Origin of the sequence: Ohtaekwangia sp., assembly GCF_036786105.1 — a bacterium.
In the GTDB taxonomy this organism is placed as follows: domain Bacteria; phylum Bacteroidota; class Bacteroidia; order Cytophagales; family Cyclobacteriaceae; genus Ohtaekwangia.
Genome location: NZ_DAIQRQ010000023.1, coordinates 58,857 through 70,508, shown reverse-complemented (window position 1 = coordinate 70,508; position 11,652 = coordinate 58,857). Strand labels below are relative to the sequence as shown.

Sequence of the window (11,652 nt, the reverse complement as noted above, 5' to 3'; positions counted from 1 at the left end):
CATCATCATGACCATCATCATAACCACCATCACAACAGTCATGATCATCATAGTCACCACGATCACGCAAGTACAAGCCACGATTCCTGGAGCAGCGATAGTTCCAGCAGCTCAGATAGCTGGAGCTCTTCGGATTCTTCCAGTTTTTCAGATTCCGGCAGCTCTCCAACCAGCGGCAGCAATGACTGATTAAGCCTGCATTATACTTCTGTTAACCTCAACCTAACCCAATGAAAAGTTTTCTACTCGTCTGTGCGATCCTGTTTTTAAGCATCTCCTGCTATTCACAGATAATTTTTGAAAAAGGATATTTCATTGATAATGCCGGTCAAAAAATGGAATGTCTGATCAAGAACATGGATTGGAGAAGCAACCCTACTGCGTTCGACTATAAATTATCGGAGAGCGACAAAAGCAAAACGGAGACTATCGCATCGGTAAAAGAATTTGGCATTTATACCGTAGCGAGATACAAACGGTATACGGTAAAAATAGACCGGTCAAGCGAAAGTATAAATGAGATGAGCAACAACCGAAATCCGGAATTTGTGCAGGAACAACTCTTTTTAAAAGCGCTGATCGAAGGAAAGGCAAGCCTGTATCAATACACCGATGGCAACCTGACCAGATTCTTTTACCAAACCGATAGCATCGGCATGGAACAATTGGTTTTTAAACCTTTCTTAACACCTGATAAAAAGATAGGAAGAAACAATGCTTTCAGACAGCAGTTATTGAATACGTTAAAATGCGAAAGTCTTTCGAAGAAGGATGTTGAGAAACTGGCTTACAAGCGAAAAGAGCTGGTTACGCTTTTTGAAAAGTATAATAAATGCCAGGGTTCTGAAATTGTAAACCTGGGGAGTACGTCAAACAAAGATTTCTTTAACCTGACAGTGAGAGCGGGTATCAATAGTTCTTCACTTACGTTAAGCAGTGCTTACAATAGCATTGAGAATACAAATTTCAGTCGCAAGCAGAGCTTCCGATCAGGCATTGAACTTGAATTTATATTGCCCTTTAACAAGAATAAGTGGTCTATTATTATTGAGCCTTCTTATCAGCATTATAAAAATGAAACAACTATAAATTCACAGACAGTAAAAGCAGACTATCGCGTGCTGGAGTTGCCGATTGGCGCACGGCATTATTTCTTTCTGAATGAGCGCAATAAGCTCTTTATTAATGCTTCCTTCATCTATAGTTATGATGGCAATTCAAAATTGGATTTTAAAACCAGTGAAGACATCGATATATCGTCTGATAACAACCTGGCATTTGGTGTCGGTTATAAATTTGGCAACAGGTATAGCATAGAGCTCCGTCAGCAAACAAACAGGAACATTGCAAGAGGCTATGTGTTTTGGGGATCGGCGTATAATACTACATCTCTTATTATTGGTTTTTCTATATTCTAGGTTAACAATCGTAACACTCCGGATACCAGACGTTGCCCAAGCATCTTGACCACCGTTTGATCTAATCAAATACGTCAAAATTTCTATCTTTAATAAACGTTAGAATGTAGCACTCAGTATCTACTCCGTTATCGGTTCTTTCTATCTCCTTGTTCAGTTACAATTAACCTTAAACTCCCATGAGACGAAGAACACTAATTTCATCAGCGCTGGCCATGCTGCCTGTTTCGCTGTTTGCAAAAGTAAAGCATGATGCCTTTATCAGGGCAAACAAAGGCTTTAAAGTAAATGCAGGTGAGGCGCGCTTCGGCACACACTATAAAATGAAGGGTGTAACGCTAAACACTTTAGACATTAAAATCTCCGGTAAGGATACTGACAATGACCTGGCTGTATTTGAACAAACGGGGTTAACACCCAAAGGTGGTCCTCCGCTTCATATTCATCCCCATCAAGATGAGTGGTTTTACGTTATTGAAGGAGAGTATATATTTCAGGTGGGTGATGATACATATCAAATGAAAGCTGGCGATACCATTTTTCTTCCACGCAATGTTAAACACGCCTTTGTTCAACTGACTGAAAAAGGGAGAATGATTGTGTCGTATCTTCCCGCTGGCAAAATGGAATCATTCTTTGAAGTAACCGATAAGTGGACAACTCCACCCTCCAAAGAAGAAATTACCAGAGTGTTTGCCGAACATGATATGATCGTTGCAGGACCACCCTTGAAAGCAGAGTAATGAAACAGTTCTTCCAATCAATCGCGATCAATGCACCCATCGCCATCGTTTGGAAAGCATTAACCGATCCTGAATTGATGAAGCAATGGATGGGCGAGCCGGAGATAAACCTGGAAATAATTACCAATTGGGAAATTGGTGGCCCTATAATAACGCGGGGTTTCCACCATGTGGCGTTCGAAAACAAGGGCACTGTTTTACAAGTTGTACCAGAGAAAGTACTTCAATATAATTATCTGAGCTCACTATCTCAATTACCGGACACTCCTGAGCATTACTCCGTCATCGATTTCAGATTAGTTGCCGAACAAGGCAAAACCATTATAACGGTAATGATCAATAATTTTCCAACAGAAACAATATACAAGCACGTAGTACTTTACTGGGAAGGCACTATTATCGCCTTGAAGGACACGATAGAAAAAGAATTTGCTTTTCGATAGCACATACTGCTGCAAAAAATGCCTTCAGATTGATATTTGAGGGTGAGCGTAAGCTCATGTAAGAGAGTTGCTATTTATCAGTTGCCGAATAGAACCGGGCGCAGTAAATTCGGGTCTTCTATTGGATGCAAGCATTCCCTGTGTGATGAAATACTTCATTTGTTTTATTGCTTTGATCTGGCTTTCATCCGGCCATGTTGTCGGACAGCAGTACGTTGACTTTTCCCTGCGCCCGGTCGATAAAACGGATTCATTAGGCCGGTATCTCGAATTTAAAGATGCACATGCCACTGCAGACGAGATCGAAAATCACAAACTAATCTGGAAAGTAAAGGAAGTGAGGGTTGATGCCGCCTCCTTGAAGGAGAAGAAGGTGCAAGCCTTTACCATGACAGATGAAAAGCCTACAACCGCGAGTCCTTATTTTGTAATTGGCTTTTATGAATTGCTAGCAGGCCATTATACCCGTATAGAATCGTTTCGGGTAGGAAAAGACCTGATTGTTGAGAAATATGATTTCTTCAGCGATAAGTGGTCTCCGGCTAACTAATACAATTGATAAAGACTTTATCGAATCATTTAGTCAGTAAAACCATTTGATTTGCATCCATGGCGACAATTTTATAAAGGAAAAAAATTGTCTCTATGAGGCTTACATAACCTATATTTACTTTAATCGCATTCCGTTAATGCAAACCTCTGCTCCAGACACAAAGACTCATTATTTGATTCTTGACGGCCTCCGTGGAGTTGCCGCAATCTTAGTGGTCTTATTCCACATTATGGAAGTCCATTTCTCTTCGCATGCAACCCATCCTATTCACCATGGTTACATGGCTGTTGATTTCTTCTTTCTGTTGTCCGGATTTGTCATTGGCTATGCTTATGATGATCGCTGGGATCATATGAGTATTTGGGATTTTTTTAAAATCAGACTTATCAGGCTTCACCCAATGGTTATTTTAGCAGCGGTTTTAGGAGCCATTTGCTTTTGGATTGATCCTTACAAGAGCAATCAACCTGGAGCTAATGCAATAAGATTGATAGAAGTAATGCTAATCTCTTTCACGGTTTTTCCTTCGCCCGATATTAGAGGTTGGGGTGAATCACATTGTTTGAATGGTCCGGCCTGGTCTCTTTTTCAAGAATATATTGCGAATATACTATATGCCATTTTCAACAAGAAGCTTACCAAAATGGTGCTTTGGGTGCTTGTAATTATATGCGGAATTGCTTTGGCAGGTGTTACTATAAAACGCGGAGATATTGGCGCAGGGTGGGGATACCATAACATGTGGATTGCAAGTGTGCGTGTCATGTTCTCTTTCTTTGCAGGCCTGTTGCTTTTCAGAAGCAATAAATTAATACGCATACCCGGGGCTTTCGCTATATGCTCTCTCGCACTAATAGCTATTATTATAATGCCATATTTCAGGTATAATGGCTTATACGAAGCCTTATGTATTATTATTGCATTTCCGGTTCTTGTAGCGGCAGGAGCGGGAGGGGAGATAAAAGGAGCGGCGGCAAAAATATGTAAGTTTATCGGCGATATGTCATACCCGATTTATATTACTCATTACACAGCAGTTTATGCGTACAAAAGCTGGGTTTGGAACGAAAAACCATCTCCTTCATTATATATCCCAATTGCCATTTGCCTATTTACATTTATGACTCTGACTGCCTATGCTTCACAAAAATTATATGATGCACCTGTGAGATCATGGCTTCGGAAGAAATTGTTAAAGCCGCAATCTAAAAATTCAGTTGCTGCAACGTTTATAAACCAGGTAACTCCAAAATAGATTGACGAAAAATTTAATCTGTACAAAGCACAGCGCTGGCAACACGCTACTTATCAAAAATTTAACAAAATCATTTAACAAATGATGAAGTATACGCTCAAATACGCTGCAATCCTACTCGCTATTCTTGTCGTTTTTCACGTTTTTAAAGTTGTGCAACAGCTCTCAAAATATCCATCCAATGGTATTGGCGATTTATTTTACAAGGTGCTTCTCTCTTTTAAATGGGCCTTGCCTATATATATAGTATTGGCAGCAGCAGGTGGATTCATAATCGGCGCAGTCTTAAAGAAACGCGAAGACCGGCTCGGGCAGAGATAAAGCGTTAAACCAAAGCGTATAACAGACCTTGGTTGATTTTGGGATACTTTATCCTCTGCAGAAATAAAGTGATTTTTATTATCTTCAGCAGATAAAATCCTCTCATGAAAATCTCTGCAGCTGTAAAAAACATATCTGGCAACCACCGTGTTGTTGTAGAAACAAATCAGCATAAACAAACACTATCCATTGCCTCTAAGCCCTCAGGCTTTGGCTCGTCTGTAAATGGCGGTGAACTGCTGCTGCTGGCGCTGGCTACTTGCTTTTGTAACGATATATACCGTGAAGCGGGCAAGCGAAATATAGCAGTATCGGGTGTAGAAGTAACGGTTACCGGTGAGTTTGGTGCCGAAGGCGAACCTGGCAGTAATTTTCAATACAACGCCCACGTAATTTCTGATGCGCCTGCTGCGGCTATCGAAGACCTTATTAACTATACCGATCGGGTTGCAGAGATTCACAATACACTTCGTAAAGGTGTTTCAGTATCCTTGATGAAAGGATGAGTTATAAAAAAGCCCGAAAAACTCCGGGCATTTTTATAATCTCTATCGAATTTTTTTTATTTCTTAACACGCTTCTCCAAGTCTTCCGTTTTCAGAGAAATCAAATGTCCAATAGGTTCGCCTTTGCGATAAGTGATCAACCGGAAATTATCGGCACCATCCGGGTATTCAACAGGCGCAGTGTAGCGTGGGTAATATTGATTAGGAATTGTGTTATCAACCGTATAGTATATATCAAGACCGGGCACTTCGGTTGATAGCTCAATCAACAATTTACCTGCAGCGTTTTTCTTTACTGCTATAATCGGATCATATATACTGCGGGCATAGTTGATGTGCGCTGCATCAAGGCGTTTGAAATGATCTTCTACGCGTGGCAGAAAATCTTCCCAGCTTTTATGTTTCTCGGGCGTCCAGAAAGACTCGGCCATGGCCAGTGCCCGGGGATATGTCATATATTCTACCTGCGGCTCCGTTGGAATTTGTTCTGTCCACAGGTTGCCTTGCGCTCCCAGCACATACGTTGTGTCTATCCCGGCCGGCAATAAGTTAAATGTATACACTTCTCTAAGGCGGGCGCTGCTATATACCGGAGGCTCTATAGAGCGTTCGCCCTGATACATATCTAAATAATATACAGGAGCAGGGCTCATCACCACCGGGTGTTTGAGGTGCGATGCTTCAATGCCACCCTTCGTTCCGCGCCAGCTCATTACGGCTGCACCCGGCGCTATACCACCTTCCAGAATTTCATCCCAACCCATCATCTTTTTCTTTTTGCTTTGGATGATCCTGTCAACGCGCTTCACGAAGTATGCCTGCAGCTCCTCGCCGTTCTTGATGTTTTTCTTTTTCATAAAAGCCTGCACGCCTTTATCGCGTTCCCAGAAACCTTTATAGCACTCATCGCCACCCATGTGTATATATTCAAACGGAAACATAGCAGCAATCTCTGTAAATACTTTATCGAGAAACTGGTATACTTTCTCATCGGTAGGGTCGAAAGTATTGTCGAGGTGCATTTCAAATTTACCATTGCCAAACCAGGTGGAGAAGCTGGAACCTGGGTTTACCTTCAATGTAGTATCATTGGTAACCGACAGCTCCGGATAGGACGCGAGTGCTGCCATGCTATGGCCCGGCACATCAATTTCCGGAAGTACTTCTATATAGCGGTCTTTGGCATATTGCACAATTTCCTTTATATCGGCCTGTGTATAGAAACCTCCATCGGTAGCCGCTTCACCAGCTTTGGGTGGTTCATTGCTTCCAAAGGTTCCTACGCGGGGCACACGCCATGCGCCTACGGAAGTAAGACGCGGTAAACTTTTGATCTCTACGCGCCAACCGTTATCATCTGTAAGGTGCCAATGAAAACGATTCATTTTATACCTGGCCATGCGATCTATATATTTCTTTACATACTCTTTAGTAAAGAAGTGACGACTCACATCAAACATTTGTCCACGCCAGCCAAAGCGTGGATAGTCGAGTATAGTAACAGCTGCCGCTTTCCACTCTACATCCCTAACCGGTGTTGTCGATTCAATTTCTTCTGGCAACAATTGCAGAAAAGTTTGCACACCATAGAACAAACCTGCAGGTGTATTGGCGGCAATATCCACTTTACCTGCTTCTGTATGCAAAGTATATCCTTCCTTTCCCAAGCGGGCATCGGGCTTTGCATTCAAGGTAAAGGTGATGTGCGCTTTACCGCCTTCTGAAGATGTTAATGTATAGCCTGTAGCAGGCTTTATTTTGTCGATAAGATATTGGGCTATGCGGGCAACTTCGGGCTGCTTCGCAGGAACACTGATGGTGGTTGTATTGGTAAGAAGAAAATGACCGGGCTCTTGTTTGAGACTTACCGGAGCAGGAATGAGTGAAATGTTTTGTGCTCGTACATTATTATGCTGTGTGCACGACAATGCGAAGCTCATCGCACAGAGTATAGCGATGACAATTTTTCGATTAAGCATCATAGGGGCGTTTATTGATTGATTTAATAACAAGTTAACGAGTTTCCGCCCGCGCGCATGATTTTTTCCATGTGCCTTGCGCACACGTCTTTCAACGGCAGATCGAATCAAACTTACAATCGGGGAAACTATTAATTTTCCTTATCCGGATAATTTGCCCATGTATACTTTCTGAACAGCATCGTGTTTTGAATCAAATACAAAAAGTACTACCGGTTTTTTCCTTTGTATTTCTTCTCGTCTGTGCCTTTACGCCCACTTCGTTTATCGGCACTTGCTTTATTCTTCGAATTGAACGCGTTCCGCTTGGCATCTGCTTTATTGTATTCCTTCTTCTTAACGGTCTTCTTCTCGACTTTCTTCTTACTCTCCTTCTTTTCATGAAACGCACCTTTAAACGTGGGGTCGTCTTTGCGTTTCTGATCATCGATAGCCTTATTCATGGCCTGCTTTTCTTCGAACGGAGTTTTCTCGATTGTTACGGCTTCGGGTATCGGCATTACCGGAATCTTCTCGCGTATCAAAGCTTCAATCTTTTCAATGTGATATTCTTCTGCCTTGTTCACGAAGGTGATAGCCTTACCATCCTGAAACGCGCGGCCGGTGCGACCGATGCGATGAACATAATCTTCATATAGCAGCGGCACATCGAAGTTGATCACGTGCGATACCTTTATTACATCTATACCTCTCGCAGTAACATCCGTTGACACCAACACGCGGATTGAGCCTTCCTTAAATTCATTGACAGCATTGATACGACTATTCTGACCTTTGTTGGAATGGATTACGCGCACCGGTCCTAAATTTCTCCGCTCAATGAATTTAAAAACATTGTCGGCATTTTCTTTTGTGCGGGTAAAGATCATTACGCGATTAAACGTCTCTTTATCCTGAAGCAGGTATTCAATGAAGTTGATTTTCGTTTTCAGGTTCGGCACATGATACAACGTCTGCCCTACCTGCCGGGCAGCTGTAGCCTGTGGTGTAACCTCTACCTTTACCGGGAATTCCAAAAATTCAGCGGACAGTCGTTCTACTTTTTCAGGGAATGTAGCGGAGAATAGCAGGTTCTGTCGCTTGCGCGGAATCACTTCAAATATCTTTCGCAGCTGTGGCATAAAGCCCATGTCCATCATGCGGTCGGCTTCATCCAACACCAGTATTTTGATTTGCTTCACGGGCAATTCACCTTTCAGATAGATTTCCGTAAAGCGCCCCGGAGTGGCAATAAGTATATCTACACCTTGCTGAATGTTTTCGATTTGCGTCTTAGGGCCAATACCCCCATATATAGCCTGTATGCGCAGGTCGGTATATTTGGCCAGTTGCCGGGCATGCTCTGCCAACTGAATGACAAGTTCTTTGGTAGGCGCCAGAATAATAGCACGTGGCTCGGTGCCCTGTGCATATTTTATTTTCATCAGCATAGGCAAAAGATAAGCAGCGGTTTTGCCGGTGCCGGTCTGCGCAATACCAATCAGCTCCTGTCCGCCCAAAATGATAGGGATCGATTTCTGCTGAATTTCTGTAGGATGCTGGAATCCGAGGTCTGATACTGCATTGAGCAATTGCCTGTTGAGATTAAAATCTTCGAAAGTTGTAATAGCAGACACTTTTTGCTTCTTAATTTTACTGTGATGAAAACTATTCTGATAACCAACGCAAATATAGTTAACGAAGGCAAGGTCTTTACCGGCGATGTGCTTATTAAGGGTCAATACATTGAGAAGATCGGAAAAGAGCTGTCTGCAGCTACTGCCGACCAGGTGATTGATGCCAACGGAAAATACCTGTTACCGGGCGCTATTGACGACCAGGTACATTTTCGCGAACCGGGTTTAACACATAAAGCCACAATCTATACCGAAGCAAAAGCTGCGGTGGCAGGCGGTATTACCAGCTTTATGGAAATGCCCAACACTAACCCGCCCACGTTTACGCAAGCACTTCTTGAAGACAAATACCAGATTGCTTCGCGCACTTCGCTGGCCAATTATTCTTTTTTTATCGGTGCTTCCAACGATAACCTGGAGGAAGTAATGAAGACTGACATCACAAAAGTATGCGGACTAAAGATCTTCATGGGTTCATCTACCGGCAATCTATTAGTAGATAATCCGGGCACGCTCGAGGGCTTTTTCTCACGTTTTCCTGCGCTCATTGCTGCGCATTGTGAAGATGAGCCAACCATTCGTAAAAATACCGCTGACTATAAAGAGCGCTACGGTGAAGACGTTCCCATTGAATGCCACCCGCTGATACGAAGTGAAGAAGCCTGCTATAAATCATCATCTTTTGCGATTGATCTCGCTAAGAAGCACGGCACGCGATTTCACGTATTGCATATTTCTACAGCGAAGGAAATCGCGTTGTTCGATAACACGATTCCGTTGGATAAAAAGAAGATTACTGCAGAAGCCTGCATTCATCACCTCTGGTTTAACGATGCAGACTATAAACGCCTGGGCACGTTGCTGAAATGGAACCCGGCTGTAAAAACAGCGCGCGATCAGCAGGCTATTTTTCAGGCTGTGCTTGATGACCATATTGACGTTATCGCTACGGACCACGCGCCGCATTTACTTGAAGAGAAGAACAACACCTATTTCAAAGCACCTTCCGGTGGGCCGCTGGTACAACACAGCCTCGTGGCTATGCTGGAATTTTATAAACAGGGAAAGATAGGCCTGGAAAAGATCGTTCAGAAAATGTGTCACAACCCGGCTATTCTGTTTCAGGTGGAGAAGCGTGGTTTTATCCGTGAGGGGTACTTTGCCGACCTGGTGCTGGCAGATCTCAACGCTCCGTGGACCGTGAACAAGGAGAACATTCTTTCCAAGTGTGGCTGGTCGGCCCTGGAAGGAACAACGTTTCAATCAACCGTTACGCACACATTCATTTCGGGCCATCTGGCATACGCCGAAGGAAAGTTTGATGAAACGCGCATGGGCGAGCGCCTTACATTTCTTCGAAAATGATCTGCAATAGTTTTTTGCAAATTCGGTGTCACTCACTAAATTTGCAGTCCTCAAAATGGTGGATGTAGTTCAGTTGGTTAGAACATCAGATTGTGATTCTGAGGGTCGTGGGTTCGAGTCCCATCATTCACCCAAGCAAAAGCTCCTGTAACGGGGGCTTTTTGCTTTTATGCGGTTATTCGTCTCTTTGCTTCTCCGCTCACTGAAATTCTATAGTATTCTGTTCGTGAAAAGCGTATCTCTGTTATCTGTAAAAAATTATCCCTTATAACCATTTCATCTATGGATCAGCGTATCATCAATCTCTTCGACGAATACACGCATAAGCCACTTACACGTGAAGAATTTATTCACAGGCTCACCAAGCTTACCGGAAGCACAGCTGCAGCGCTGGCAACGCTGCCACTACTCGAAGTAAACTATGCAAAAGCAGAAACGATCGATTCGCAGGATGATCGCATCACCACAGCACAGGTTACCTATCCGATAGAAGGTGGTGAGATGAAAGCATATATAGCGCGACCCAAAAAAGCAGGTAAATATGGAGGTGTTGTGGTGATCCATGAAAACCGCGGACTCAATCCGCACATAGAAGACGTAACCAGACGCGCGGCACTGGAAGGATTTGTAGCGATCGCTCCCGATGCCTTATCACCACTGGGAGGAACACCACCCGATGAAGACAAAGCACGCGATATGTTTCAGCAACTGGATATGCCTAAAACGATTGCCAATTTTGCAACGGCATTCGATTATCTGAAGACTCAAAAAGATTGCAATGGTAAATTTGGCTGCGTTGGTTTTTGCTGGGGTGGGGCAATGGCAAATAATCTTGCCGTAAATGTACCCGACCTGAAAGCAGCTGTTGCATTTTATGGACGACAACCCGAAGCTGCAGATGTACCCAAGATAAAGGCTGCATTACAATTGCATTATGCCGGTATGGATGAGCGTGTCAATGCAGGTATACCCGCGTATGAAGAGGCGTTGAAAAAAGCAGGTGTGAATTATCAGTTATTTATGTATGAAGGAGCACAACATGCTTTTCATAACAACACTGCTCCTACACGTTATAACGAAGCTGCCGCGAAGTTAGCATGGAGCAGAACGATGGCGTTCTTTAACGAAAAACTTCGGTAACATGCAATCTTGTGCTGTACGATTTTTTACTGTATGTTGACTTCATGATCGTGTGGAAGGAATATAAAAAGCTGGCGCTCGAGGAGAAAATTGATGTGTTGTACGAAAAAGGTACATTCATCATGGCGATACGATACTACGGGTATAAGATCAATCTTTACCTGCTCGGAAATTTTTACGTTGAAGTTTTTATTAATCATAAGAACACAATAATCGAGAAGATTGTGCCGTTGGATACGAATCATTCACGCATGCAGTTCTATTCGGATCAGATCAAGCTGCCCATCATTTTCTAACAGCTCATTTTTATTTC

The 11,652-nt window shown here is 43.0% G+C and carries 13 protein-coding genes and 1 tRNA gene; 12 read left to right on the top strand and 2 right to left on the bottom strand.

Features of this window, described 5'->3' with window-relative positions; translation table 11 throughout:
* From V7Q33_RS11830 to V7Q33_RS11795, 8 genes are all read left to right on the top strand, one after another.
* A partial coding sequence (locus V7Q33_RS11830) for a hypothetical protein (RefSeq protein WP_333819969.1) occupies positions 1-193 on the top strand: 193 nt, incomplete at its 5' end.
* Positions 194-230: 37 nt separating this feature from the next.
* A complete protein-coding gene (locus V7Q33_RS11825) occupies positions 231-1,418 on the top strand; it encodes an outer membrane beta-barrel protein (RefSeq protein WP_333819968.1) in 1,188 nt (395 codons plus the stop codon).
* Positions 1,419-1,597: 179 nt separating this feature from the next.
* Positions 1,598-2,161, top strand: coding sequence for a cupin domain-containing protein (locus V7Q33_RS11820; protein ID WP_333819967.1), 564 nt, complete (start codon positions 1,598-1,600; stop codon positions 2,159-2,161).
* A complete protein-coding gene (locus V7Q33_RS11815; protein WP_333819966.1) occupies positions 2,161-2,604 on the top strand; it encodes an SRPBCC family protein in 444 nt (147 codons plus the stop codon). Before V7Q33_RS11820 ends, V7Q33_RS11815 begins: the two co-directional genes overlap by 1 nt.
* A 145-nt stretch (positions 2,605-2,749) precedes the next feature.
* Positions 2,750-3,154: a hypothetical protein gene (locus V7Q33_RS11810; protein WP_331982660.1), complete on the top strand. Its 405-nt coding sequence runs from the start codon at positions 2,750-2,752 to the stop codon at positions 3,152-3,154.
* A 139-nt stretch (positions 3,155-3,293) separates the two neighbouring features.
* Positions 3,294-4,412 (top strand): acyltransferase family protein, encoded by a 1,119-nt coding sequence (locus tag V7Q33_RS11805; protein WP_333819965.1) that lies wholly within the window; start codon positions 3,294-3,296, stop codon positions 4,410-4,412.
* 81 nt (positions 4,413-4,493) lie between these two features.
* Positions 4,494-4,733 (top strand): hypothetical protein, encoded by a 240-nt coding sequence (locus V7Q33_RS11800; RefSeq protein ID WP_331982656.1) that lies wholly within the window; start codon positions 4,494-4,496, stop codon positions 4,731-4,733.
* Positions 4,734-4,837: 104 nt separating this feature from the next.
* A complete protein-coding gene (locus V7Q33_RS11795; RefSeq protein WP_331982654.1) occupies positions 4,838-5,239 on the top strand; it encodes an OsmC family protein in 402 nt (133 codons plus the stop codon).
* 56 nt (positions 5,240-5,295) lie between these two features.
* Here V7Q33_RS11795 and V7Q33_RS11790 read toward each other — a convergent pair whose 3' ends face one another.
* Both V7Q33_RS11790 and V7Q33_RS11785 read right to left on the bottom strand, forming a co-directional pair.
* Positions 5,296-7,221: a beta-N-acetylhexosaminidase gene (locus tag V7Q33_RS11790; protein ID WP_333819964.1), complete on the bottom strand. Its 1,926-nt coding sequence runs from the start codon at positions 7,219-7,221 to the stop codon at positions 5,296-5,298.
* A gap of 206 nt (positions 7,222-7,427) precedes the next feature.
* A complete protein-coding gene (locus V7Q33_RS11785; protein ID WP_331982650.1) occupies positions 7,428-8,834 on the bottom strand; it encodes a DEAD/DEAH box helicase in 1,407 nt (468 codons plus the stop codon).
* 24 nt (positions 8,835-8,858) lie between these two features.
* Here V7Q33_RS11785 and V7Q33_RS11780 point away from each other — a divergent pair, with 24 nt between their 5' ends.
* The 4 genes from V7Q33_RS11780 to V7Q33_RS11765 all read left to right on the top strand — a co-directional run bounded on the left by V7Q33_RS11780 (position 8,859) and on the right by V7Q33_RS11765 (position 11,635).
* Complete coding sequence (locus V7Q33_RS11780; protein WP_333819963.1) at positions 8,859-10,199, top strand: dihydroorotase; 1,341 nt, start codon at positions 8,859-8,861, stop codon at positions 10,197-10,199.
* Positions 10,200-10,257: 58 nt separating this feature from the next.
* Positions 10,258-10,331: transfer RNA gene (locus V7Q33_RS11775), tRNA-His, on the top strand.
* A gap of 150 nt (positions 10,332-10,481) precedes the next feature.
* On the top strand, positions 10,482-11,339 hold the full coding sequence (locus V7Q33_RS11770; RefSeq protein WP_333819962.1) for a dienelactone hydrolase family protein: 858 nt from the start codon (positions 10,482-10,484) through the stop codon (positions 11,337-11,339).
* 11 nt (positions 11,340-11,350) lie between these two features.
* Entirely contained in the window at positions 11,351-11,635 is a 285-nt protein-coding gene (locus tag V7Q33_RS11765) for a hypothetical protein (protein WP_331982644.1), read from the top strand.
* The last annotated feature ends 17 nt before the right edge of the window (positions 11,636-11,652 follow it).

Excerpts from the sequence above, each read along its gene's own strand:
- V7Q33_RS11770 (WP_333819962.1), top strand. The coding sequence starts at position 10,482 with ATGGATCAGCGTATCATCAATCTCTTCGACGAATACACGCATAAGCCA.
- V7Q33_RS11825 (WP_333819968.1), top strand. The coding sequence starts at position 231 with ATGAAAAGTTTTCTACTCGTCTGTGCGATCCTGTTTTTAAGCATCTCC.
- V7Q33_RS11800 (WP_331982656.1), top strand. The coding sequence starts at position 4,494 with ATGATGAAGTATACGCTCAAATACGCTGCAATCCTACTCGCTATTCTT.
- V7Q33_RS11815 (WP_333819966.1), top strand. The coding sequence starts at position 2,161 with ATGAAACAGTTCTTCCAATCAATCGCGATCAATGCACCCATCGCCATC.
- V7Q33_RS11780 (WP_333819963.1), top strand. The coding sequence starts at position 8,859 with ATGAAAACTATTCTGATAACCAACGCAAATATAGTTAACGAAGGCAAG.
- V7Q33_RS11790 (WP_333819964.1), bottom strand. The coding sequence starts at position 7,221 with ATGATGCTTAATCGAAAAATTGTCATCGCTATACTCTGTGCGATGAGC.
- V7Q33_RS11810 (WP_331982660.1), top strand. The coding sequence starts at position 2,750 with ATGAAATACTTCATTTGTTTTATTGCTTTGATCTGGCTTTCATCCGGC.
- V7Q33_RS11820 (WP_333819967.1), top strand. The coding sequence starts at position 1,598 with ATGAGACGAAGAACACTAATTTCATCAGCGCTGGCCATGCTGCCTGTT.
- V7Q33_RS11795 (WP_331982654.1), top strand. The coding sequence starts at position 4,838 with ATGAAAATCTCTGCAGCTGTAAAAAACATATCTGGCAACCACCGTGTT.
- V7Q33_RS11805 (WP_333819965.1), top strand. The coding sequence starts at position 3,294 with ATGCAAACCTCTGCTCCAGACACAAAGACTCATTATTTGATTCTTGAC.